The 25,495-nt window shown below is 40.3% G+C and carries 24 protein-coding genes; 10 read left to right on the top strand and 14 right to left on the bottom strand.

All coding sequences use genetic code 11. The annotated features are described in order from the left end of the window. Window positions 1-39: 39 nt before the first annotated feature. Window positions 40-1,386, bottom strand: a complete 1,347-nt coding sequence (locus HWV02_RS04930; protein WP_211678772.1) for a PLP-dependent aminotransferase family protein — start codon at window positions 1,384-1,386, stop codon at window positions 40-42. A 215-nt stretch (window positions 1,387-1,601) separates the two neighbouring features. On the opposite strand from HWV02_RS04930, the gene HWV02_RS04925 reads away from it, so the two are divergent. Together HWV02_RS04925 and HWV02_RS04920 are read left to right on the top strand one after the other, a co-directional pair. Then, complete coding sequence (locus tag HWV02_RS04925; protein WP_211689847.1) at window positions 1,602-2,483, top strand: NAD(P)-dependent oxidoreductase; 882 nt, start codon at window positions 1,602-1,604, stop codon at window positions 2,481-2,483. 26 nt (window positions 2,484-2,509) lie between these two features. Next, window positions 2,510-3,292 carry a TSUP family transporter gene (locus tag HWV02_RS04920; protein WP_211689846.1) on the top strand — a complete coding sequence of 261 codons (783 nt, stop codon included), beginning with the start codon at window positions 2,510-2,512 and terminating at the stop codon, window positions 3,290-3,292. Window positions 3,293-3,375: 83 nt separating this feature from the next. Here HWV02_RS04920 and HWV02_RS04915 read toward each other — a convergent pair whose 3' ends face one another. The 4 genes from HWV02_RS04915 to HWV02_RS04900 all read right to left on the bottom strand — a co-directional run bounded on the left by HWV02_RS04915 (window position 3,376) and on the right by HWV02_RS04900 (window position 8,129). Continuing rightward, the gene (locus tag HWV02_RS04915; RefSeq protein WP_211689845.1) at window positions 3,376-4,533 is read right to left on the bottom strand and encodes a multidrug effflux MFS transporter; all 1,158 of its coding nucleotides are present in this window, start codon (window positions 4,531-4,533) and stop codon (window positions 3,376-3,378) included. A gap of 75 nt (window positions 4,534-4,608) precedes the next feature. Then, entirely contained in the window at window positions 4,609-5,364 is a 756-nt protein-coding gene (locus HWV02_RS04910) for an AraC family transcriptional regulator (protein ID WP_211689844.1), read from the bottom strand. Window positions 5,365-5,523: 159 nt separating this feature from the next. Continuing rightward, window positions 5,524-7,251 carry an MOSC domain-containing protein gene (locus tag HWV02_RS04905; protein ID WP_211678768.1) on the bottom strand — a complete coding sequence of 576 codons (1,728 nt, stop codon included), beginning with the start codon at window positions 7,249-7,251 and terminating at the stop codon, window positions 5,524-5,526. Window positions 7,252-7,364: 113 nt separating this feature from the next. Continuing rightward, on the bottom strand, window positions 7,365-8,129 hold the full coding sequence (locus HWV02_RS04900) for an AraC family transcriptional regulator (RefSeq protein WP_211678767.1): 765 nt from the start codon (window positions 8,127-8,129) through the stop codon (window positions 7,365-7,367). 222 nt (window positions 8,130-8,351) lie between these two features. Here HWV02_RS04900 and HWV02_RS04895 point away from each other — a divergent pair, with 222 nt between their 5' ends. Beyond that, window positions 8,352-9,116, top strand: coding sequence for a 4'-phosphopantetheinyl transferase superfamily protein (locus HWV02_RS04895; protein ID WP_211678766.1), 765 nt, complete (start codon window positions 8,352-8,354; stop codon window positions 9,114-9,116). On the opposite strand, the gene HWV02_RS04890 is transcribed toward HWV02_RS04895, so the two are convergent. The 4 genes from HWV02_RS04890 to pssA all read right to left on the bottom strand — a co-directional run bounded on the left by HWV02_RS04890 (window position 9,092) and on the right by pssA (window position 12,353). After that, window positions 9,092-9,733, bottom strand: coding sequence for a M50 family metallopeptidase (locus HWV02_RS04890; protein ID WP_211689843.1), 642 nt, complete (start codon window positions 9,731-9,733; stop codon window positions 9,092-9,094). The genes HWV02_RS04895 and HWV02_RS04890 overlap by 25 nt on opposite strands. A gap of 2 nt (window positions 9,734-9,735) precedes the next feature. Further along, window positions 9,736-10,377, bottom strand: a complete 642-nt coding sequence (msrA, locus tag HWV02_RS04885; protein ID WP_211689842.1) for a peptide-methionine (S)-S-oxide reductase MsrA — start codon at window positions 10,375-10,377, stop codon at window positions 9,736-9,738. A 35-nt stretch (window positions 10,378-10,412) separates the two neighbouring features. Then, window positions 10,413-10,745, bottom strand: coding sequence for an HlyU family transcriptional regulator (locus HWV02_RS04880; RefSeq protein WP_211678763.1), 333 nt, complete (start codon window positions 10,743-10,745; stop codon window positions 10,413-10,415). A 258-nt stretch (window positions 10,746-11,003) separates the two neighbouring features. Then, a complete protein-coding gene (gene pssA, locus HWV02_RS04875) occupies window positions 11,004-12,353 on the bottom strand; it encodes a CDP-diacylglycerol--serine O-phosphatidyltransferase (protein WP_211689841.1) in 1,350 nt (449 codons plus the stop codon). A 313-nt stretch (window positions 12,354-12,666) separates the two neighbouring features. Between pssA and HWV02_RS04870 the strand changes: the two genes are divergently transcribed. Next, the gene (locus HWV02_RS04870; RefSeq protein WP_211678761.1) at window positions 12,667-12,930 is read left to right on the top strand and encodes a GrxA family glutaredoxin; all 264 of its coding nucleotides are present in this window, start codon (window positions 12,667-12,669) and stop codon (window positions 12,928-12,930) included. Between the two features lie 9 nt (window positions 12,931-12,939). Beyond that, window positions 12,940-13,593: a pyridoxamine 5'-phosphate oxidase gene (pdxH, locus tag HWV02_RS04865; RefSeq protein ID WP_211689840.1), complete on the top strand. Its 654-nt coding sequence runs from the start codon at window positions 12,940-12,942 to the stop codon at window positions 13,591-13,593. A gap of 90 nt (window positions 13,594-13,683) precedes the next feature. Here the strand turns inward: pdxH and HWV02_RS04860 are convergent, their stop codons facing one another. From HWV02_RS04860 to tyrR, 3 genes are all read right to left on the bottom strand, one after another. Then, on the bottom strand, window positions 13,684-15,087 hold the full coding sequence (locus tag HWV02_RS04860; protein ID WP_211689839.1) for a cobyric acid synthase: 1,404 nt from the start codon (window positions 15,085-15,087) through the stop codon (window positions 13,684-13,686). 22 nt (window positions 15,088-15,109) lie between these two features. Continuing rightward, a complete protein-coding gene (locus tag HWV02_RS04855) occupies window positions 15,110-15,820 on the bottom strand; it encodes a DUF3108 domain-containing protein (RefSeq protein ID WP_255547075.1) in 711 nt (236 codons plus the stop codon). Between the two features lie 105 nt (window positions 15,821-15,925). Further along, window positions 15,926-17,488 carry a transcriptional regulator TyrR gene (gene tyrR, locus HWV02_RS04850; protein WP_211678758.1) on the bottom strand — a complete coding sequence of 521 codons (1,563 nt, stop codon included), beginning with the start codon at window positions 17,486-17,488 and terminating at the stop codon, window positions 15,926-15,928. Window positions 17,489-17,781: 293 nt separating this feature from the next. On the opposite strand from tyrR, the gene sapA reads away from it, so the two are divergent. The 5 genes from sapA to HWV02_RS04825 are packed head-to-tail and all read left to right on the top strand — an operon-like array spanning window position 17,782 to window position 23,063. After that, the gene (gene sapA / locus HWV02_RS04845) at window positions 17,782-19,395 is read left to right on the top strand and encodes an ABC transporter substrate-binding protein SapA (protein ID WP_211678757.1); all 1,614 of its coding nucleotides are present in this window, start codon (window positions 17,782-17,784) and stop codon (window positions 19,393-19,395) included. Window positions 19,396-19,398: 3 nt separating this feature from the next. Next, window positions 19,399-20,364, top strand: coding sequence for an ABC transporter permease subunit (locus HWV02_RS04840; RefSeq protein WP_211678756.1), 966 nt, complete (start codon window positions 19,399-19,401; stop codon window positions 20,362-20,364). Then, window positions 20,351-21,241 carry an ABC transporter permease subunit gene (locus HWV02_RS04835; RefSeq protein ID WP_211678755.1) on the top strand — a complete coding sequence of 297 codons (891 nt, stop codon included), beginning with the start codon at window positions 20,351-20,353 and terminating at the stop codon, window positions 21,239-21,241. The genes HWV02_RS04840 and HWV02_RS04835 overlap by 14 nt, the downstream gene beginning before the upstream one ends. Further along, complete coding sequence (locus tag HWV02_RS04830; RefSeq protein WP_211678754.1) at window positions 21,241-22,254, top strand: oligopeptide/dipeptide ABC transporter ATP-binding protein; 1,014 nt, start codon at window positions 21,241-21,243, stop codon at window positions 22,252-22,254. Before HWV02_RS04835 ends, HWV02_RS04830 begins: the two co-directional genes overlap by 1 nt. Beyond that, on the top strand, window positions 22,239-23,063 hold the full coding sequence (locus HWV02_RS04825; protein WP_211689838.1) for an ATP-binding cassette domain-containing protein: 825 nt from the start codon (window positions 22,239-22,241) through the stop codon (window positions 23,061-23,063). The genes HWV02_RS04830 and HWV02_RS04825 overlap by 16 nt, the downstream gene beginning before the upstream one ends. Before the next feature lie 5 nt (window positions 23,064-23,068). Here the strand turns inward: HWV02_RS04825 and HWV02_RS04820 are convergent, their stop codons facing one another. Continuing rightward, a complete protein-coding gene (locus tag HWV02_RS04820) occupies window positions 23,069-23,449 on the bottom strand; it encodes a hypothetical protein (RefSeq protein WP_211678752.1) in 381 nt (126 codons plus the stop codon). Window positions 23,450-23,576: 127 nt separating this feature from the next. Continuing rightward, a complete protein-coding gene (locus HWV02_RS04815) occupies window positions 23,577-25,481 on the bottom strand; it encodes a SurA N-terminal domain-containing protein (protein WP_211689837.1) in 1,905 nt (634 codons plus the stop codon). Window positions 25,482-25,495 lie beyond the last annotated feature (14 nt).

Below are 25,495 nucleotides of genomic sequence, written 5' to 3'. Positions count from 1 at the left end.
TGTCCTATTATGGGTCTACATCATGAACAGTTAAAATAATTAAAATAGGAAGTGTGACCCCTGCCCATCTTGGAGTAAATTAGCTAGAGATACAACACCTTGCTGAAAACGTTGTTCGTCATCTATCGCCATTAAAGATAAACGAATATGATTGCTTTTATCACTCTGTTGCGAGAAGTAACCACCACTACTCACTAGTAATTTTTGGTTTTTAGCTTCCATCACAAAATGCTCTTGTCGCCAATGTTCCGGTAATTCCACCCAAATATGGTAACTTGTCGGCTGGCTAGAGCAAGACAAAAAACCCAATTTATCTGTCACAAACTGTTGTCGTTGCGCGGCCAATAATTTTTGTTGATGCGCCATAATAAAAGCCTCACCAGAGTTAATTAATTGTGCTGCTACAGCAAAATTAAGTGGTGAGGCCAGCCAGATAGAAGTACGGATGCATGCGCCTATTTTACGAATTTCACTTTTAGGCGCTTTAATAAATGCACAACGTAACGCAGGACTAATCGCTTTCGACAGACTGGTAATATGAAAACTTTTTTCGGGTATATAGTTTGTGATTGCCGGGATCGTCATTGGGTTTAAGAAGCCATAAATATCATCTTCTAATAACCAGATATTCCCTTCTTCGATCACTTTAGCAATGGTTTCTCTACGCGCTTGCGGCATAGTCACACCTGTTGGGTTTTGGTGTGACGGTACAATGACAACCAATTTCGGCTTATCGTTAAGAATAGCGTTTTTAAGTGCAGTCGGACACATCCCTTCATTATCCATTGCAACGTCAACAACGCGGCGACCCAATAAATTAGCGATAGAGAGAATACCAGGATAAGTAAATGCTTCAACCGCAATGCAATCACCTGGATTAGTATAGGTTTGGATCAGTATTTCCAGTGCATTCTGCGCGCCACTGGCAAGTAGTATTTCGTCAGGACCAGAAACGGATAAACCAAACTCCGCCGCCCATTTAACACCCGCTTCTCGGTGAGATAAGTGCCCTGAATGTTCGATATAACCCAATAGCTCACTCGGCAATGCCGCATACGTTTGCTGAAATGCAGCCTGTAAGGGTAAAACATTATATTTTAGGCAGGGTTGTAAAATTGAGAAATTATAATCTGCATCATCGTCGGAGGCTTGGATCACTGTTTCCAATTCAGAATTACCGCAAACAAACGTGCCACGGCCAACAAAGGATTCAACCTTGTTTTTTTCAACCAATAATTTATACGCCTTGGACACAGTTGTCGGCGTGGTCTCAAGCTCGTCGGCTAACACCCGGTGCGGCGGTAGTTTAGTATTAGGTTGATATACACCAGTATTAATTCTAGTTTCAATTGTTTCGGCTATTTGTCGAAACTTAATATCACTCATTAACTTACCTCTAATGAACACAGCAAAAACATAACATTGATAAGCCCTAGTTTACCTTGCTGAAATAAAACATACAGCGCTAGAACCATTACATTTACCTATTAATACCATAATATTTGTTAATTAATTGTACAAAACAATTGACTTACCACAAGGTAATGCAATAAATTACAAATGAAAATTGACATATGTCATTATGAATTGGAGTGTGAAATATGAATTATTTAAACGTTGCTTTTGTAGGCCTTGGTGTCATGGGCTACCCAATGGCGGGTTATTTAAAACGTGCTGGATACCAAACCAAGGTATTTAATCGTACCACAGAAAAATCCATACAGTGGGTAAAAGACTACCAAGGAGAGTTGGCCTCGTCCCCTAAAGAAGCCGCAGAAAACGCAGATATCGTGTTCATTTGTGTTGGTAACGATGACGATGTACGCAGCGTGGTATACGGTGAGTCAGGCGTATTGGCCAGCCTCAAACCGGGCGCGATCTTAGTGGATCACACCACGACATCAGCTCAACTTGCCATCGAGTTAGCCGCAGCATGTACAAACCATGATATTGAATTTATGGATGCGCCCGTTTCAGGTGGACAGGCAGGTGCCGAAAATGGCGCATTAACCGTCATGTGTGGTGGTAATGCTAATACCTTTACGACAGTTCAACCTGTGCTTAACGCTTATGCAAAACAGGTAACGTTGCTGGGCGGTCACGGTCAAGGCCAACGTTGTAAAATGGTAAACCAAATATGTATTGCAGGGATTTTGCAAGGTTTAAGTGAAGCTTTAACGTTAGCAGAAAAAGCATCATTAGATGTTGCACTCGTAGTAGAGACACTTAAGCATGGCGCAGCAGGATCATGGCAGATGGAGAACCGAGCAGAAACGATGGCAAAAGATCAGTTTGATTTTGGCTTTGCGATCGATCTAATGAGAAAAGATCTTGGGATCTGTTTGGAAGAAGCTGAACGCTATCAACTGCAATTACCTTTAACAAGTCAAGTCGATAGTGATTACGAGCTATTACAGCAGCACGGACTGGGGAATATGGACACATCAGCGCTCATCAAAGCTAACGCGATAAAATCAGTCTAAGGATAGCAACGTAGGGGAATATTAAAATGGAATTTTTTGGTTCAGATATCACGGTATGGATACTGCTCGCGTTAATGGCATCGGCTTTAGCGGCAGGCTTTATTGACAGTATTGCTGGCGGAGGTGGGTTAATACTAGTGCCCTCTTTCATACTCGTAGGGCTGCCTCCGCAGGTAGCGCTGGGACAAGAAAAGATAGTGAGTACGCTAGGCACCATTGCGGCGATCCGTAACTTTGTCAAAAACAAAAAGGTCATTTGGACTGCAGTGGCATCAGGGATCCCAGCTGGATTAATTGGTGCTTACGTGGGCGCTGAAGCGATCTTATACTTTGATCCTGATACAGTCGGTAAAATAATTCTCGGTATGTTACCCATTGGTATCGTGATCTCTTTCATTCCAAAAAAAGACCATCACCAGAGTGATCAAACTATCAATGCGAAGATCATTTACTTTGGTGTGCCATTGGCTGTGCTCATCATTGGCTTTTATGACGGATTCTTTGGCCCAGGTACGGGCAGTTTCTTGATATTGGTTTTGCACTACTTGTTAAAGTTTGACTTAGTTTCGGCTTCTGCAACATCGAAATTATTCAACTTTTCGTCAAATATCGGCGCACTGATTGCATTTATGTTAGCGGGTAAATTACTTTATATGTTAGCGTTCCCTTTAGTCATGATGAACCTAATTGGTAATCACCTAGGTAGTGCATCTGCAATGAAATTGGGGCCCAATTTTGTACGTAAAACACTATCGGTATCGCTGATGTTACTGATGGCATCATTAGGCTATAAGTTTATTTTGATGTAACGACAAGGCTATCGTAGCTAGTTACAAGGCAACCGCTATGTGCGGTATGCCTTGTTCACAAGTCTCAACAAATCCCTCTAGCATTAGCCTTTCCGCCACTGGGCAGTAAGACTAAGCGTGGCCATCATAACGAACACAACCGCCATGACAAACTCGGTATTAGCGATGTGACTGACTAATAGCGTTAACAAGAACATTCCAGCCATTTGCAGCGAGCCGAAAATAGCGCCTGTTTGCCCCTTATGTTGAGGGAATAAGTACAGGGCATTGACCGCTGCGATACTGGTGGTAAGACCGGCACCAAAACAATAAACAGCGACGCTAAGTATCATTAGACTAAGGCTAGCATAAGTAATGTTAGCCAATAAACCACAACTACCAATAACCATGATGATGCTAGCTGAAAGCAGCAATTGCTTTTCGCTAAAGCGCTGTTTGAGTAGGCTGTTAAACACGAGTCGTGCGGAGATTGTGCTACCTATCAATAGTAGTGAGGTTAAACCAAACGCGTGCGGGGCAATCGAATAGTTTTCTTGTGAGATAAAGGCGCCCATCAGATAGAAAACAATAACGCCACCGTTTGAGACAATCATCAGCAACAGATAGCGTAAGAACTTACTGTTGGATGCGATCATCCAGTAGTCTTGCGCAATATTAGACAATCTTACTGCGTGCACATTCTTTTGCTGATGCGTCTCACCAAGACACAGCGTAATAACCAAAAATATTGTTATCGCTAAGGCGAACATAAACCAAAAGCTAGCTTGCCAACCAAAATGCGTTTGTAATATGCCACCGAGCGCTGGCGTTAGTCCCGGCAAGGTTAAAAATAAAATACCGAACCAAGACATTATGCCGATAAGCTGCGTCTTAGAAAAAGAGTCCTGCAAAATTGTTCGACACAATAGGTACAGAGCGCCAACACCAATACCCTGCACTAAACGGCCTAAAATAAGTACATTAATATCCTGACTACTGGTACAAATGAGTGAGCCGAGTGCGAATACTAGACTACCGATTATTGCAATAGGACGGCGTCCAAAACGTTCCGATAAGGGACCGCAACACAGCTGGCTTATCGCCACGAAAATAAAGAAAATACTGACAGTCTGCTGTACCGTGCCACTTGAGGCGTTTAGCGCGTTAGCCATGTACGGTAGACTTGGGGCATACATGTCAGCAGCAAAGAAATAACTGCTTGCCATTAATAGGCTAATTGCGAGTAGTTTAACTAAAGGCATAATAACTCTTCCTAGATTGAATATGCCTTTATTTTACTCACTCATAGACTCAGCCGCTTTAGTCTAAACGCCAGTCTATTGCGCGTAGCCGCCAAGTTGGCTCAGTATTTTTTTCTCGCGAAGGTATTTATTGAACACAGTGGAGAAAGCAGAGAGACTATTATAACCAAGTTCCAGAGCAACCTCAGTGTGTGGTATGCCTTGGCGGTTGAGTTGCAAAGCTTTCTCCATCACAATCTGCAACCTCAGGCTGCGGAACGGTTGCTCAAAGCATTTTTGAAACATCCGATTAAGCGTTCTAGTCGAGGCGCCACAACTCTCGGTAAAGTCCTCTAGCGATAATTTGATATCAGGCTTAAGGGTAAGGCTCTGGATTACAGGCAACAAGCGTCGGTCAATCTCACCAGTGGCTTTGTAGCCTTGTTCTTTGATGCTCTGCTGACTAATTTGATCTTTTAGTACCGCTAAATAGTGTGCGGGAATATCACTGACCTCGGTCAATTCGATCTCATCAATATACTCCATAAGCGGTACCACCAGCCCATTGACTGTGAGCCACCCCATATCGTGGCTAAACATCGGCAGTTCATTAGGTTCACAAAATAATACACTAAAAATAGTACTTTTTAGCACTTCTAAACGATGTTCGACACCAGCTGGTATCCAAAGCAGCTGGCCGTTGACCGCAAGGGTACTATCGTTGCGGGTAGCGATAATGCAGCAACCGGAGTGTATGTAGACAAGCTGTACTTTATCGTCGTGTTGATGAAAGCTCTTCTCGGCAGATTTAGCATAAGTTCTTAAATGATGACATAACGGCATTAGCGACATAGCTCTCAATCGATAGGCATTTTATTATATGACAGAACCCTTGATTGTTGTACTCTTTACTGAAGCAAACCCACATCAAAATAAACACCTAAAGCACTGATTATTATGAACTCACTACCAAGGTGTATCCCCTGATATTTCAGCATTTAGCAGCATTGTCTAAACATCGATAATAAGTTGTGAGCTATCTGGAACACCGCAACATAAAAGCACTTCATCTTCCCCTATTCCCTCGACGCTTAATGTGTGCCTTACTTTACCCTCTAGCACTTTCACCTTACAGCGGTGACATTGGCCACTTCGACATTGATACTGTGGTTTTAAATCGTAAAACTCAGCCAATTCCAAGAGTGATACGTCATCCTCTAAATGCCAACTTAATTGCTTTTTCGCATTTTTATAAGTAACCGTTGCAACATCTAACGTATTATCCGCATTATTCATTGCTAGAGCGGAAACGAACTCTTCAAAAAAGACTTTCTCGACTCCTTTCTCTTTTAAGCCTGAATACAGAGCTTGCTGCATTGGTTTAGGTCCACATAGATAGAAACTAAAAAATGCAGGAGGGATAGCAATTGTTTTACCGTTAAACTTAATATTTTCTGTTTTTAATATAGACATAAGTTTATCAACAGACAGCAGGCCGCATGAATGATAATCATGCCCAATCGTCTCATTTTCGGTGGGCCCTGAATAAACAAAGTGAATATGTACTCCTAGCTCTTCAACTTTTGCTAGTACATCATCTCTAAACGGATGATTATCTTTGTTTAACACACACTGAATCCAATAAATCGGTGCTCGCGTGTTTTTGTCTTTTAGAAGATGAGCCTGCAACATCGCAAGCATCGGCGTCACGCCTATCCCACCTGATATCAGCACGATAGGCATAATATCAGTGTTATCTAAATAAAAATCACCAGAGGGTGCTTTGATCTCAACTTGTACTCCTTCTTTTGCAGCATGCATCCATGAAGAGCCTAAGCCATTGTCTACTTTTTTAATTGATATACGATATTGCATTTTGTCTGGGCAATATTCAGAAAGACTCCACCGTCTCTCGATTACTTCATTTTCAACCTGTAAGCGTACAGCTAAATGCTGACCAGGGCGAAAAGCTGGAACAGCTTGTATATCTGATGGTGACAAATAAAAAGAATAAATATCATGGGTTTCTGCAACGATATTATTAATCGTAAACGACCGCCATCCTAACCAACGATATTCTTTTAACAGTGACAGCTCTTCAATAGTATGTATTTTTTTGTTAATCCAGGTTAAGCCCCAAGGTGTGAGGTCTGGCAAACTTTTTACCTCAAGCATCTGCCCTATACTCGTATCTGAACTTTGCAACATACGAGATATACCAGCGACGGTAGGATGCTGTGGATTACTCTTTATAACGGTGAATGCATCATTGGGCTCTATTGTTCCCGGTTCAATAACATTCATGTAGAAACCAATTCGTCCTGAATCAATAATATCTGATAATACGCTGACCGCTTGCCCTAAACGCCAAGACAGCTTAAAGCACGGGATTCTAGGAAACGTCACCTGTAACACCGCTTCATTTCCAATACGTACGATGTCACCAATACGTAATGTCTCCTCACAGGCATGGTTTAAGGTAATGTTTTCTCCCCAATGCGCATGCTTCCATGACGAACGTTCTATATTAAAAACTTCACACCAATAGTCATAATGATTCTCTGAATATACAAAGACATCTTCGATATGGTCTGCAGGCTTATTTCCAACGGGGCCCGTTTGATCAAAATAAACGGGATGATAGAGGGGCTCTCTAACAATTGATGTTTTTAAATCTTTTCCATTAATGTTCTCAAGTTTAGGCTTTGAGACACTTAAAGCGACGACATAATTTTCCATTAGCATTTCTTCACTATCAACTTAATTGAATCAAATATGCTAACAGGATAATAATTATCGACTATCAAACTGGGGACATTGAGTAACGATAATCAGACAATAAACCCTAACCGCTATTCAAAATACTTTCTATATTGACTTGGAGTGGTATGCATTGCCTGCTTAAAAAAGTATATAAAAGCACTCGTAGTTGAAAAATCTAACGTTAACGCACAACCTGTCACTGATTCGCCTTCTGACAACAGCTCAATGGCTTTTAATAACAGCCACCTTTTTCTCCATTCTTGATAGTGCATACCCGTTTCTTTAAAGAAAATACGGCTGATGGTTTTTTCACTTGCACCAATTTTCTTTGCCATAACGCCGAGTTTCTGGGGAGCATATTCTCCTAAAGAGTTTAACCAAGCCAACAAACGACTATCAGTTGGTAATGGCAGTGATAAATCAGTCAGTGGCGCTTGATAACTTTCATAACACAGTAACTCAATCAATGAGGGATGGAATTGGCGATTATTAGAGGCGTAAGATACTCGCTGTATTAATGCATTTAACAAAGAATTTAATCTTAGTACACGCAGATCATTGGGGACCGTATAACCAATGCTTGATTTAAAGAATAATGTAACCAAACTCTCCCCACCGCGACGCTCAATACTATGTTGTATTTTTGGCGGTAGCCAAATTGCACAATTTGGTGGTATCACCAGTTTTTGAGATTGAAGATTTACAGTGATACAACCAGAAGGAGACAGTATTAACTGGCTTTCTTGATGGGAATGCATGCCCCAGTCAAATTGATGCTCATTAGAAACAAAGCCATAAACATCATCAAATTCTTCATCACAAATATAATCATGATTACCTTTAACTATAGACATACGTAACCTATTTTTATCACTTCAATCATGACGCTGGAAAATATAATCGAAAAACTATTCATCCAAACGACCTAAAATGAAGCCTTAAGCGACAATGTCGCATTAGCTATTCCACAAAACCACCAAGTAATGACTTATTAAAGTGGTCTAACTTTTGAGAGTCTACACTGTATCTTATTATGTTATACTCCCATTAATAGTGATATAACGGTTCCATTTCTAATGCCACACACTGAATCATTCTTTAGCCCACAATTAACGTTTACCTCTAATGCCGACTTAACTACCAATATCAATTCAACAATTGAGGCTTACCTATTTAACAGTAATACCATCAGTAGCGAACAGATAACATCATTTTCTGAGCATTATTTGCATCCTCATGAATATGAAGTATTTACGAAACGTAAACAGCAGCAGGCTCAACAAGAATACCTTGCGACTCGCATTATCATTAAGGCTTATGCTAGCCAATGCTTAGGGTATAATTTTACTGAGCTTTATGTGTTATTCGACACTGAAAAAAACGACTTAAATATATACTATAATGAGGACATCGTTCCGTTAAAATGTTGTATTTCTCATTCTCATGGCCAAGTTCTTATTGCCCTAGCACCAACAACACAACCAATTAAACTCGGTGTCGATTTAGAATGGATTTCAACCAAACGTTCTCTCGAAAGAATCGCACACCACTATTATCATGCCGAAGAATTGGCAGCTTGTACTGCACAATCCTTAATGTTAAAAGCGCAGGCTTTTTATCGTATTTGGACATTAAAAGAAGCATTAGCAAAAGCAATTAAGCAACCAATAGCAGCACTACTCCGCGACAATGTATTTAACCACTGCGAACAATTACATGTGCGTTCAGGCTGTTATGGAGAGTTTGATTTAAGTATTATCAGTGACCTTGAATTCACCGATAATACTTATATAAAAATACTAACTGGAGTATTAGATCAGGATTTTCGTAACGTTAAATAAATAAAATATAAGCTGGCAAGAAACCACAGACCACCCCACATAAAGGTCGCGCCACCAATTTCATTTGCTAACATACGCGCATCAGATAATGAACCACTATGGATAATGGTATCCTGCCAAATATCTAAGGGCACATAGATCATGCTGGCACTAGCGAACACCAATAAAACTGTTTGCTTAATACCTGTGCTCGCGTACTTGAGTAACCCCAGAATCACAAGAGCAATGACAGCAGCAAAGCCGATAGTGTATAAAGTGCCACCAAAGAATACCGCAACCAATAACATGGTTATTGCCAATAAGGCTAAACTAATATCCGTTGTTTGACGGCGACTACTGGCAGCATAAAACAGCAGACCAAACAGTAGCGAACCCAAATAGCCCGCACTCAGAATAATAAACCGCGATCCACCCGCAGAGCGAACATGCCCACTTTGATAGGCAGATACGACAAACTCCACGACTTTACCGCCGGTTAACCACGTCGCAAGCGCATGGCTTAGCTCATGTAAAAAAACAACCAGTATCTTAAGTGGAGCAATTAATGCACTTTGCCACATAAAAGCGAGAACGGTAAACACGAGTATAAATAAGATTCGTCTATTTCTCGCTTTCATGATTAATTCCCTGGGTAACAGATACCAGAACCGCCTAGCCCACAATAACCTTGAGGATTCTTAGCAAGATATTGCTGATGATCTTGTTCTGCATAATAAAATGGCGCAGCTAGGTCGATCTCAGTGGTGATTAACTCTGAACTTCCCCCGCCTGTAAGCGCTTGTTGATAATGGTCAGCAGAAGCTTTAGCCTGAACTAATTGCTGCTGTGAAGTGCAGTAAATAGCAGAACGATATTGCGTACCTTGGTCAGCACCTTGGCGCATGCCTTGCGTTGGTTGATGGTTTTCCCAAAACAAAATCAAGAGTTCCGCATAACTAATGACTTCGGGGTCAAATACGACTAACACCGATTCCGTATGCCCAGTTTGACCTGAGCATACTTGTTGATAACGCGGATGTACAGTATAGCCACCTTGGTAACCAACTGCCGTCGTTACAACACCCGGTACAGACCAAAATAATCGCTCAGCGCCCCAAAAACAGCCCATCGCAAAATAGCAGACTTGATGTTGAGCTATAAAAGGCGGAACCATATTCGTTGCCGATACATAATGTAACGCATCAACAGTTATTGCAGTTGGATTATCAGGTAGTGCATCTGCTTCACTAACCATGGTCAACTTATTTTTTGCAAAAAACATTGTGAACTCCAGCGTTAATTAATCGAATAAGTAAATTACTTAAACATGTTATCGCCGACTTGGTCGATAAATAATTTACATTTTTGTAAAGTGATTTGCTCAGCTTGCGGCTTACTCATGCAAAGATCGGAACGAATAAACGAATGTTTTAAATTTTCCACTTCGTTTTCTTTTCCATCCGCATCTAGCTCTGCCGTGTCTTTTACAATCGGCTTTTCAATTAAACCCGCAACACGATATTGCCCCCCTTCTTCCTTCGGCATCACAAAGATAAGATAGCCATTGTAATGTACAGGTTCAACACTCGGCATATTGTCGACAGATTTAGCATCTGAGTCAGAAAAAAATCGTTTTAAAAATCCGAACATGAAAATAACAGCCAATTTAGTTGTTTAATAGTTAATCAGAGTATAATCAGCAAGCTAGAACAGAGCAATAGCATTTACGTAGAATGAAAAGAATTTACGTCATCCGCTGGCGGTAAAGATAACGAGACATCATTGTGAAAGTGACACGAATACCAAAATATTAGTAAATAAAAATAGTCAAAAAATAAAAAAGCTTGTTACCGAGACAGTAACAAGCTTTTTCTATCCTATTAATTTAGTTTTTTTAGAACAGCTAAATTATAGAATACGTTTAAGTAACATATCCAAGCGCGTTGTTTTAATACGGCGCATAAATTTCTGTACTGGTGCAGGATAGTCCGCCAAACTGTCTAAATCAGAAAGGTGCTTAATACGACGAGTATTTTTCAACACATGTTCTTGCTCAGCTTGTAGAGTATCTTTTAATAACTGTTTAGGATCATGAATTAAAATACCATTCTCTAAATCTAAGCCCCACGCACGTGGATTCAAGTTATTACCTGTTAATAAGTGGTACTTATAATCACAGCACAGACCTTTAAGGTGGAAACTGTTACCTTCATCTTTCCATAATCTAACATTAAGCAGACCTTGATCGATAAATGACTGACAGCTTTTCACAAACTTATACAGGTAACTTTCGTAAATATAAGGCAACGCCGAAATAACTTTAAACGGTTCTGACGGTGGAATGTAGAAATCGTTAGCCGTTTTGTCACCAATAACTAAGGTTACTTTCACATTACGTTTTAGCAGACGTTTAATGTCTTTTGATATAGATAATGGCAAGTTAAAATACGGTGTAAAAATAGTAATCTCGCTTTCTACCGCACGTAATAAATTGGTGATCGTTTGGTTTAGTTTATTACCGTGACGACCAAAACCAGAAATCGGAGTGATGCCCACTTCAGTACTGTCTGGCGTAGTATTAATGTAATGATACTGCGCACTGCGTAGCGTTTGTTTGAACTGACGAATATCTTGCTTCAAAGTTTTGCTTGACGGGATAGTATCGTCATCAAGTCGCGTCACCGCATTTTGACTTACAAAATAGTCTTCTAAATAAGAGACCATCGAGTCAGATAGCGCTGGATTATAAAGCACATGATAGCGATCGCAGCGGTATTTATCCCCTTGATGCAAGTAGATATCATTAATACTCGCACCACTGTAAAGCACGGTGTCATCAAAGATAAAGCCTTTCAGATGCAATACACCTAATACTTCTTTACCTTTCACAGGCACGCCTAAGATCGTGACTTTGTCACCGAGTCTTTTACGCATTTCTTTATAGAAGTCGGCATTACCACCATGATCTTTTTGGCCAATAAGACCGCGTTGTGCTCGATGAAAATCAACGAACACTTTAATCACTAATCTAGGATTATTTACACGAGCTTGATAAAGCGCATCAAGAATTTCTCTGCCGGCTTCATCGTCTTGGATATAAAGAGCCGAAATATAAATGCGTCTCGAAGATGAAGCAATTAAATCTAATATTTTTGCTTTAAAATCACGCGCTGAAAATAAAACATCAATATGCCCTGCCGACATTGGCAGTTGCTTTAAGTTGGTAATCGTAGACTGATAAAACTCTAATGATTTCATATGTCGTTTCAAGCTGATTTATAAAAGTTAATCGATAATTATCACTGATTCCCGCTCTGATTGCTATGTATCTCTGCAATTATTAGAACTCGGTACTCAAAATTTACATTTATTAACAGAAGTTATACGTATGTTAAACTCTTAATTAATAGCTATTGACTATCAATTATTATTAAATAAACAATTTCATTTTATTTCAGAAAAACATATTATGTACACATTAAGAGTGAATTCACTCACTAGCAACTGGTACTTGATCATAGAGTACAGATAGCGTGCTAACCAATTTTATTTACGTGGAGTATTTTATATTATGTATACAGTTATCTTTGGTCGTCCAGGTTGTCCTTTCTGCGTACGTGCAAAACAAATTGCAGAAACATTGAAAGCTGAGCATGAAGATTTTGATTTCGACTACATCGATATGCTTGCTGAAGGCATCAGCAAAGCAGACCTAGAAAAATCAGCAGGTGTACCAGTGAATACTGTTCCACAAATCTTCATAGATGAAAAGCACCTTGGTGGTTGTACTGAGTTTGAACAGTACGCTAAAGAAAATTTGGGTTTATATGCATAAGGTTTAACAATGTCTTTATTAAATAAGATTCGTTGTGCATTTACCTTAGGGCAAGGCGTATTAGTCGACTTGCCCGACCTTGATCCTAGCGTAGATCCATTTGATCAGTTCCAAAACTGGTTCAAAGCGGCGCAAGACTGCGGCATTGTCTTACCTGAATCCATGACAGTGTCTACGGTTGATGCGAATGGTTACCCTTCTTGCCGTGTTGTATTACTCAAAGAATTGAGCAAAGAAGGCTTTGTTTTCTTTACCAATTACGACAGTAGAAAAGGCCGAGAACTCGCTCAGAATCCCCATATCGCGTTAACTTTCCATTGGAATATTTTACAGCGTCAAGTGCGTATTCAAGGTGTGGTCGAAAAGATCTCAGCTGAAGATTCTAATACCTACTTCCAGTCTCGTGGACGTGGCAGCCGAATCGGTGCATGGGCATCAGAGCAAAGTGCAGTGATCACTTCACGCAAAATCCTTGAACAACAAGTTAAACAGTTCACCGATAAATTTGCAGATAAAGAAGTGCCACTTCCTGAGTTTTGGGGTGGCTACGTGGTGAAACCGACAAGTATCGAGTTTTGGCAAGGTAAAGCCGATCGCTTACATGACCGCTTTAGTTATGTGAAAGATGGGAATATCTGGCGTGTTGATCGCCTCGCGCCTTAATCAAGGTCAGCTTATTAATAAACTCTTATTAAGAGCACAGCTATATTTAAGCAGGTAACTCCGTTTACCTGCTTTATTTTTATCTACACTTTATAACCAGTTCAATTTTTCAAACATATCACCAACACGGTTTAGTTCCGCATCTAAGCTTACGGCATGCTCGTCCGCTTCACCTACCCAGCCTAAATTCGCTAAAAACTGATTGATAAAACCTTTATTATCAAACAATCCATGTAAATAACAGCCATAAACATTCCCTTTCTGCCAGCCTAAATCGGTTTCGATAAAGCTTTTACAACGCATAGTTTGGCTCACATCGCTGATCGTTGTTTTACCATGGTGAATTTCATAACCCGACAATTTAAAACCTTGCCAATCGATATTACGCTGTCGTGTCGTTTTAGTCTCGGCATGTGCAGTGATGATAGGTAACAGTCCCAAGCCTTGTTCATCACCACCTTCAATGTGGTGTGGGTCTAGAATATGTTCACCAAGTAATTGCATGCCACCACAAATACCGAGAATAGGTTGCCCACGCTGCGCCGCTTTGCAGATCTCATTGGCTAAGCCGGAACCACGTAAATGTAATAAACTCGCCGCTGTATTTTTACTACCGGGTAAGATAATGGCATCAAAGTCAGCCAATGATTGACCATCTCGTAGTGGGACTACGCTGACATTATCTTGATGGATCAAGTTATCAAACTCGTCCATATTCGCCGCATAAGGGTAAGCAATCAACGCAATATTGATATGTCCACTTTGATAAACGGCACGATGATGTAAAGTATCCTCTTCGGGTAAACGATGCGGAAAGTAGTGAATATTAGCAAGGGTCGGCACACCCGTTTTTTCTTCTAACCAAGTCATGGCATTACCCAGTAATAACGGATCACCACGAAATTTATTTAATACAAAGCCTTTAATCAGTTTTTGCTCTTCTTCTGCAAGGCACATAAAAGTACCGAGTAGATGCGCAAACGCACCGCCTTTATCAATATCAGCAACTAAATAGACATCTGCATTACAAGCCAGCGCAACGCTCATGTTCACAATATCACTGGCGCGTAAGTTGACTTCGGCCGGACTGCCCGCACCTTCAATAATGATTTGCTGGTAGTCTTTCTGTAAACCGTTAAGTGCCTTTTCAACATGCTCAAAAAGGTGAGACTTACGTTCCATCCACGGAATGTTACTTAATTCTGGAGCGGGTTTACCGTTTAAAATAAGCTGGCTTTGAGTGTCCGCACTGGGTTTTAGTAATACAGGGTTCATGCGTACATCGGGGAGGACTTTGGCAGCAATAGCTTGTAGATACTGCGCGCGGCCGATCTCTTCTCCTTGCGCTGTTACAGCGGCGTTATTACTCATATTTTGCGCTTTAAATGGCGCGACATTAATACCACGATTGGCAAACATGCGGCATAAACCCGCGACAACGAAACTTTTACCGGCGTCACTCGTGCACCCCATGATCATGATTGGTTTTGTCATTTTATCTTCTAATTATGATAGGTTACTGAAAAGTAAGATCGGTGAGTTTTAAGTACGATTTGCGTACGCCATGTTTATATACTTCAACTTGCCCAAGCTGGTAATCTAGTTTGGGAATAAACCAGTAATAAGTCGCGCGGTTTTTCTTCTTTTTAACTTCTTTGACTTTAACCGCTGTCATGTCACCAAATATAGTGTTGATCGTTTCTTTCTGTACAACTTCAAATTCAATGGTTTCTAGTTTTTTTTCAAATACCCATTCGTAGCTGAATGCTGTTTTACCTAACTTAAGATCATTTTGAACAACAATAGTCATGGCACCAACATCCATCACACCCGGCTTTGATTTAATTTCTACATGGCCATCTTCAAAATCCATTAAAATGTCACCATTATCTTCAAAGGAAGCTGATGATATGTTTCCAAAGCCCATTACCGATGTTTCATGCTCGTAACGGTCAGTGGTTAAGATGTTGTCTTTAAAGCTAAACCATGAATTATTTTTATAGCCGCCGGTACCAAATAATACACTCGCTTGTGTCGTGAGCTTATAGCTATCACCACTTAAACGTCGTAATGTACGCTCACCACTACCAAATTTTACGTCTTTGTAATACACCGCATACTTAGCTTGAAAAGGATAGACTTCAGCTTGGGCTGCAGATACGGTCATAGCGAAAGTCCCTATACTCAAAGCAATCAAGTAAAAAAATTTAGCAAATGTATCCATCATATGGACTCCCTTCACAGTAGCTCGCATACGAGGGATGCAAGCCGTCACTGTTTTGGCCTATAAGCCTTAATAATTTTAGCTTATAACGACATTTGCGGCGTAATACTATTTTTTAGTAATTTTATAATCTCGTAGTTTATTGGCAATAGCTGTATGAGAGACACCCAAGCGCTTGGCCAATTGACGTGTGCTTGGGTAAGACGGATATAGGCGCTGCAGTAACAGCTTTTCAAAACGTTTACACGCTTCATCTAATGAGCCATCAAACAAGCCTTCATCATAACTTTCATTTTTCGCTTTCGGTAAATTTAAATCACACGGGTTTAGCGTATCCCCCTCTAACAAGGTCAATGCGTGATATAACACGTTACGTAATTCACGCACATTTCCTGGCCAAGGGTAAGATTGTAATAGATCTAATACATTACGGCTTAACAGCGGTTTAGTTCGCTGTAATTCATGACTGAACACAGTGCAGAAAGAATGACATAGCGGGATAATATCTTCTTTACGTTCACGCAGTGCTGGCACCGTCATCGATAATACATTTAACCGATAATATAAATCTTGGCGGAATTTACCTTCGCTGATTAATTTAGCCAGATCGTTTTGTGTTGTGCAAAAAATACGCACATCAACACATACCTCTTGCTCGTCACCAACCCGTCGGAAACAACCTGTTTCTAACAAGCGTAAAAACTTAGTTTGCAAGTAAGGTGACATATCACCAATTTCATCAAGTAATACCGAGCCTTCATTTGCAAGTTCAAAAATACCTCGTTTGGTTTCACCATCATGAGTGACCACACCAAACAATTCAGACTCTGCAACCGCATCAGGCACCGCTGCACAGTTTAATGCTAAAAATTGATTTTGTGAGCGTCCACTTGCTTGGTGACAGGCTTTAGCAATAAGTTCTTTACCCGCCCCAGTCTCACCTAAAATCATTAACGGCGCATCTAGCATAGCTAACTTTTTCGCCGTATTGATTAGCGTATGCATTTTGTCGCTTTTGGCGAGAATGTCATCAAATGCAGCAAACTGGAAAGTACGTAAGAAATTAAACTGCTTGCCAATGCGAACAACCGATTTAAGAATAATCACCGCACCAACGAGCTCGTCTGGTGTTGCCATTGCTTTTGAACGTGCGACTTGATTAATATCACTACTAATAGTCAAGGGTAATATATCACCCAGAAAATCCTCATCCAATAACGTTAGCTTTTGCGTTTGCGCACAAACTTCATCTGATTCCAGCCATTTTAAAATAGAGAAACCCTTCACGAAATGGCTAATACAATGACCTTTCACCTGCGACTCAGATAGCCCAAGAGCAGTCAATGCGGGAGTGTTAACCAAAGACACGGTACCTTTGACATCAACGGAAAATACGATATCAGGTAAGTTAGTCATCAAGGTTTGAATTTCTTGATGCTCGAGTTCAGAAGGCAAATAACCGACTGTTTTCACATCGCATACACCACTGATACGACGAAGACTCGTCATCAATGCCTGTAAATCAGAAAATTCTAAATTAGGTGATTTAATAAATATCCGGTCGGGTTGCTGGATCTCAATCGCGGATAAATTAATATCTCGAGCTAAAAAGCAATCAAGTATCTCACGACTAATACCGACTCTATCTTCACAAACTAATTCCAAACGCATTACTGTAACCACCATAAAGTTCTATGCGCATATAATAGCATGTAAACAAGAGGCCCATCGTCAATAAAAATAGAGCCGCTAAGATTAATATAGTCCGAATACCTGATTTGAATAGATCGCTTAATAATACTGCTAAATATTACTCGTTTACGGTAAAAACTAGCTGATATAATTAAAATTTTTACATCATATTGCAATAAACTTAACTATTATGATGTAAAAGACACAGATTAACTTGGTTGAACATTACCTTAGTGATAAATTAGCGAGGTAAGTAATAGTGATAAAACAATATGCATATTCCAAACTTGATTAAATATATACTGCCATTGACCGTTATGCTCTCCTTAACGGCATGTGATAAGCAAACTAAAATTAAACAGCACGGCCTGTCTTATTGCACAGAGGGAAGTCCGTCCTCATTTAACCCTCAAACGGCGACATCAAATGTAACGCTCGATGCAACGACTAGCCAACTTTACAACCGCTTGATATATATTGATCCGAATACGCAGCAATTTAAAGCGGGGTTAGCCATTGACTGGGAAATATCTGAAGACCGTCTCTCTTATCGTTTTTTCTTGCGGAAAAATGTACGTTTTCATCACACCGATTACTTTACACCAACACGACCATTTGATGCCGATGATGTCATCTTTAGTTTCTCGCGCATTTTAGATAAAACGAATCCTTATCATGACGTTTCTGCGACAGGCTACCCTTTCTTTGAAGGCATTGAATTAGACCAACAAGTCCAAGCCCTCGTAAAGATTGATGATTACACGATTGAATTTAAACTCGTGCGACCTGACTCTTCGTTTATTGCTAATTTAGCCAGTGATTTTAGCGTGATTTTATCCGCTGAATATGCCGATACTTTGACTGCGTTAAATAAACAGGCCGATATAGACAATCTACCTATTGGTACTGGCCCATTTAAATTTAAAGAATACCGCACTGATAATTTCATTCGCTATCAAAGACATGATGATTATTGGGGGGAGAACGCCAAGATAAAACAATTGATTTTTGATATCACCCCAAATGCATCATCTCGATTAGCGAAATTACTGACTCAAGAATGCGATATCATGGCTTATCCAGCGGCCAGCCAGGTTGAAATGATCAGTGAGCATGACCGAGTCAGTATATCAGTAGAAACAGGCTTAAACGTCGCTTATTGGGCATTCAATACCGAAAAAGCACCGTTTGACAATCCAAAAATTCGCCGCGCATTAGCGCACACGATCAACCAAGAAACCCTATTACAAGCGGTGTATTACAATACTGGTGTCAATGCTAAGTCTATTTTACCTCCAGTGTCTTGGGCCTATAACCCTTACCTTAAAAACTATAAATATAACATTGCATATGCGCGTCAACTATTGACTGAAGCTGGCTATCCAAATGGTTTTAGCATGGATATTATGGCGCTGAAATCATCACAAGTTTATAATCCAGATGCAGTGAAAATGGCCGAGCTTATTCAATCTGAATTAGCACAAATCGGAATTGAGGTAAGAATTATTAAATATGAGTGGCAGCTCATGGAAAAGAAATTACAACAGAGTGACTATGATAGTTACCTATTAGGTTGGGTTGCTGATAATAATGACCCAGATAATTTCTTCCGCTTTCAATTGAGTTGTAATGCAATTAACACGGGGTCGAATTATACCCGTTGGTGTAACTCAGAATTCGATGATTTAATTAATCAAGCGGTCACTGAAACAGAATACATTGAACGCGTAACACTCTATTATCGCGCTCAAGAGATTATTCAACAAGAACTACCACTCATTCCACTGGCACATTCGTTACGTTTACATGCCTATACAAGTGGACTAAAAGGCGTTGAAACAACCGCTTTTGGTGGCATCAATTTCATTAATACAGTACGGCAGTAACTCATGTTTTTTTATATAATAAGACGTATTAACCTATTGGTCATTACGGTCGCAGCATTAACCGTCATTGGTTTCTATCTCCGAACCCGTGTAGCCGGTGATTTGGCTTTAGATGGGAATGTAATCAGTAATTATTTAGATTATTTGATGGCAATTTCACAAGGTGACTTGGGGATTACCACAGGTACGGCTCAACCCGTTTTCGATGAAATATTAACGGTATTTCCCGCAACATTAGAGCTTTGTTTTAGTGCCTTCATATTATCTATTTTAATTGGGGTACCCATTGGCACAGTGGCAGGGATGCAACGTGGTAGCTCACTCGACAGTACGATCATGGGTATTTCTCTGTTTATCTTTTCCATTCCGGTATTTTGGTTAGCATCGTTAGTCATGATGTACTTTGCCCTTAACTGGAATTGGCTACCTGTTACAGGCCGACTGAACTTACTTTATGAGATTGACTCAGTAACTGGCTTTATGCTTATTGATACACTTATTTCCGATAACCCGTATAGCCAAGATGCATTTTACGATGCGCTTAAGCACTTACTGTTACCGACAATTGTATTAGCAACGGTACCGACAACGGAAGTTATTCGCCAAATGCGTAACCACGTCAGTGATGTCATGAAGCAAAAATACATTAAAGCCGCAGCCAGTAAGGGGTTAAGTAAAACCCAAATTATCCTGCGCCATGTACTGCGTAATGCAATCCCAAATATGATCCCACACCTTGGTCTTCAATTTAGCACGGTATTAACGACAGCAATGGTCACTGAGGCCGTATTTTCATGGCCGGGTATCGGCCGCTGGCTAATTAACAGTATTTATCAGCAAGACCATGCTGCTATCCAAGGCGGAATGTTAACAGTGGCCATCTTTGTAGTCACCGCAAATGTATTAACCGAAATATTAACTGTCGTCATTCATCCAATTCGCAGGAAAGAACTTTATGCCCAACATTAATGTCTTTGCGGATGAACATATTCTTTCTCCTACGGAACAAACCTGGAAGCACTATTCATCCCAACAAATTGCGATGGCCGCGCTATGGGCTCTTGGTTTTTTATGTTTCTTAATGGTTTTTGCACCTTTGATTGCACCCCATGAACCAGACTTACGACAAGCCCATTTACTCTTACAGCCCCCCTCATGGGATGAGCAAGGTACCGTTGACTATTTCTTTGGCACCGACGATTTAGGCAGAGATGTGCTTTCACGGTTATTATATGGTTTACGCTTAACCTTTGGTAACGCTCTGCTCGTTAGCTTTATCGCCTTAATCATCGGCACAACAATTGGAATTACCGCTGCAATCAGCCGTGGTCTGCTATCTAGCACCTTGCATCATATAATGGATACAGCGTTATCGATTCCGTCGTTGTTATTAGCGATTATCTTTATTTCAATACTTGGACCAGGCTTGGATCACAGCTTATTAGCAATCTTACTGGCTTCTATCCCACAATTTATTCGCGGTGTCTATTTATCGGTTTATCAAGAACTGCAAAAAGAATACATCATTGCACTCAAACTTGACGGTGCAAATAACTACCGCATTATTCGTTATGGCGTGTTTCCAAATATCATTGAAACACTGGTTAACTTACTTACTCGAGCGATCTCGTCAGCTATAATTGATATAAGTGCATTAGGATTTTTAGGCTTAGGTGCACAACGTCCCCTTTCTGAATGGGGCACGATGTTATCGGGTGCAACCGACCTTGTATTTATCGCACCTTGGACCGTTGTATTACCTGGTTTAGCTATTTTAGTGACGATTTTCATTGTTAATGTCGTTGGCGAAAGTTTAAGACAATCTGTTATTGCGGGAATTGACTAATGGCACTACTCGACATTCGAAATCTCACCATTGAAATTGAAACACCACAGGGTACCTTAAAAGCAGTAGACCGATTTAACCTGACCCTGAGTGATGGTGAAGTGCGTGGACTAGTAGGTGAATCGGGTTCAGGAAAGAGCCTTGTTGCAAAAGCAATTATGGGGATCACTAAAGATAACTGGCGTATTCGTGCAGACCGCTTACGATTAGGTGATATCGATTTACTTAACTTAACCCCGGTACAACGTCGCCGAGTGATGGGCAAAGAAATTGGTATGATCTTTCAAGATGCAGCCGCGCATTTGGACCCATCAGAAAAAGCGGGCGATCAGCTTGCAGAGGCCATCCCGTGCGATCAGTTTACCGGCCATTTTTGGCATCGTTTTAACTGGCGTAAAAAACAAGCCATTGCCCTATTGCATAAAGTCGGTGTAAAAGATCATAAAAAGGTGATGAATAGCTACCCTTTTGAGCTCTCTGAAGGTCTCTGTCAAAAAGTGATGATAGCAATGGCAATTGCGAAAAAGCCCCGCCTGTTGATTGCTGACGAGCCGACAACAGCAATGGAGCCTAAAACGCAAAATCAAATTTTACGTTTACTCGATAAGCTAAATAAGTTGTCACACACCACCATTCTTCTCATTAGCCATGATTTAGAAACAGTGAGTTTGTTAGCAGATAATATGACTGTAATGTACTGTGGGCAGATGGTTGAAAGTGGCACGATAGATCAAGTGTTTAATCATACCCACCACCCCTATACTGCTGCATTATTACGTGCCAATCCAGATTTTAGCCAGGTGCCACATAAAGGACGGTTAAATACCTTAGCTGGGCAGGTTCCGCTCTTACACCATTTGCCAATTGGTTGCCGACTTGGACCTCGCTGCCCTAATGCCCAAAAAAACTGTGTGATAATACCACCAATGCAAAAGGTAAAAGGCCATATGTTTAGTTGCCATTTCCCATTAAATGCAGATGAATTAAAAGGTAAAAAATGTCAGAAAAAATAATCGACATCGCAGCGGAAAAGCGTGTGCAACCTTTACTGCGTGTAGAAGGTTTAGGGAAAACCTATATAAACCCAACCGGTTTTTTTAAACGCGAAGAAGTCGTTGCAGTCAATAATATTTCATTTAATTTAAACCGTTCAGAAACGCTCGCGATTATTGGTGAAACAGGTTCAGGGAAATCAACACTAGCCCGTTTACTGGCTGGTATAATACCGCCGACTAAAGGCAATATTTATATTGATGGTTGCAAGCTAGATGACAGCAATACGGACTTACGTTGTCGTTCGATAAGAATGGTATTTCAAGATCCTGAAACATCACTTAATCCCCGTACCAGTGTCGGTCAGATTCTAGATGCGCCATTGCAATTAAATACGGATATGTCTGTAAACAAACGCACAGAAAAAATCACCGAAACGCTACGTTTGGTCGGTCTACTACCAGAATATGCAACATTCTACCCTCCGATGTTATCGAGCGGCCAGAAACAACGTATTGCTCTGGCCAGAGCGCTTATTTTAAACCCGAAGATTATTATTGCTGATGATACATTATCAACGCTGGATATATCCTTGCGTTCACAAATGATCAATTTGATGCTAGAACTACAAAAAACAATTGGCATCTCTTATATTGTGATTACCCATAATATGGGCCTAGTGAAGCATATAAGTGACAAAATGATTGTTATGCATCAAGGGGAATGTATCGAACAAGGTAATACAGAGCAGCTATTCTCTCGACCTACAGCCGCATTATGTGGACAAATATTATCTAATCAATATAACATGAAGAAACACAGCTGCTAATGCCCTTATTCTTGAGTATAGCGCCTAATCTCATTCTGATTTAACTTTGCTTCCATACCCTCAAATGCCTCGGCACGTAAGAAAAACCGCCACGTCTGACGTGGCACACGCTGCTTAATCATATTCTCACTCACAATTAAATATTCGGTGCTTGCTATATTAGTTGTTACTGTCACCTTCTGACGACCAATGACAAAATCAGCGGGTACATGTCGACCATCTTTCAACATGCCAAATTCTGTAAACACTAATGACTCAGGCTTGCCATAAAAATCATCAGTCGAAACCCAATGCCCTAGGATCGGGTTGTCCTTTGGCGAATAAAACCATGCGCCAGCGAGTAACAAGAGAATAATAGTAATAAATGTAATAATGTATTTAGCCATAACTTCTTATTATAGTTAATAAATCGCTGTTATTACAGCGAAAAAAAATCCCAATGCAATATAAAATTACATTGGGATTAATTAAACTACTAAGTAATACTTTATATAGTATTACTTAGTTTTTATATCACTCTGCAGCAACAGGGTAAGATACGTCAGCGGCTTTAATCAATGTTTTTATTAACATTTCATAGTCAGCTTGCGCATTAATATTTTTTAATGTGTCACCTAAACGAGCGGCTTCTTCAGCTTTCATTTCAACATCACGCACAGATGTGAATTTAAGCAATGTGACGTCACCATTTAGTGATGTTTCAGTCGCAACACTTACTTGATCTGCAGCAGGTTTTGGCATTGAAAATAATTTGCTCAACACTTTAAAGTCCGCTTTTGTATAATCAAAACGGCTTAACCATTCAGGTGCTGTAAAGTTTGCATCAACCTTTGCCAGTTCAGCATCAACACTTTCACCCGCATCAATCTTAGCGGAGACTGTAGCCATAAAGCTTCGCGCTTTTTGTTCAGCTTTCGTTGCTTTTAAACGTTCTACAATTTCATCATTTACATCCACTAATGATTTCGTTGTTTGTGGTTTATATTCGTTAATACGAACCACAATACTTTGCTCATCAGAAATGTTAATGATTTCAGAGTTTAGCGCTTCGGCAATAAAGTCTTGATCGAATAACGTTGCTGCAACTTTTGGGTCATTCAAGGGTGCAGGAATCGCATTCTCAGAAAATAGCTCTGTTGATACAATTGTTAAACCCGTTTCTTCAGATGCAACATCCAGTGAATCAGGTACTTCAAATGCTTGTTCTGCTAATTTTTCAGCTAACTCATCAAAATGGGTCACGGCTTGCTCATTCTTCAAACGTGTTTCAATTGTTGCTTTAACGTCTGCGAATGCTTTTACTTTACCCGGTTCAACCGCTAATAGTTTAATGATATGGAAACCAAAATCACTGCGCACTAGCTCAGTCGTTACGTCACCGTCATTCTTCAGTGCAAATGCTGCCGTTTCAAATGCCGGATCCATGATATCTTTTTCTAACCAATCCAGTTCACCGCCATTTTCACCGCTAAACGTATCATCTGATGATGATTTCGCTAATTCAGCAAAATCTGCGCCAGATTGAATTTGAGCCAGTAAGCCTTTAGCTTTTACTTCAGCAGCAGCTTCATCCCCCTTGAATGCAACAAGGATATGTGCAACTTTACGTTTATCTTCTTGAGAATAAGATGATAAGTGTTCGTTATAGTAATTTTCAGCCGCATCCGCATCTAATTCAATACCTGCACTGATCTTCTTCATATCAACTAAGATATAATCAACAGACGCTTGCTGTGGGGTTTGAAAGAACGCTTTGCTGTCTTCGTAATAACTATTCACTTCAGCATCAGTGACGACTACATCATTAGCAAATTTATTTACTGGCACGATTAGTTGACTTAATTCACGCTGTTGATTTTGTAATGCAGCTAATAGTTTCACTTCACTTGGTAAACTAAATTCTGAGTTTACTAATGCATCAGTTAATTGTTGTTGTGCAAAATCAGCACGTAAACGCTCAACAAATTGTGCTGGCGTCATGCCGCTTTGACGTAATAAACTGATGTAACGTTCGTCATTAAATACGCCATCCGTTTGAAATTGTTCCATAGCAAAAATATAACTACGGATCTTTTCATCACCAATACGTAACGCTAAGTCATCTGTCATTTGCTGTAATAAATTTTGAGCAACTAACGTATTTAGTGATTGTTGACGTACTTGATTTTGAAATTCTGGTTGTTCCCAACGTGCGGCGAATGATTCCCCCTGTTGAGACTCTAAGCGAGAGCGGTCAGTTCTAACTTGATTTTCAAGTGCTTGCTTTGAAATGTCGACGCCATTCACTGTCGCAGCGGACTGAGCGCTACCACTACCTAGATAACTACTTACACCAGCAAGGGCAAACGTAACGATCACTGCGCCTAAAATAATCTTAGCACCCGGTCCTTGTGAACCTTCGCGAAACTTCTCTAACATAATTGTATTCTCTA

It is taken from the genome of Moritella sp. 28, from assembly GCF_018219435.1.
Lineage (GTDB): Bacteria > Pseudomonadota > Gammaproteobacteria > Enterobacterales > Moritellaceae > Moritella.
Note: the sequence above shows the minus strand (reverse complement) of the source record. Positions and strands in the feature narration are given on the sequence as shown.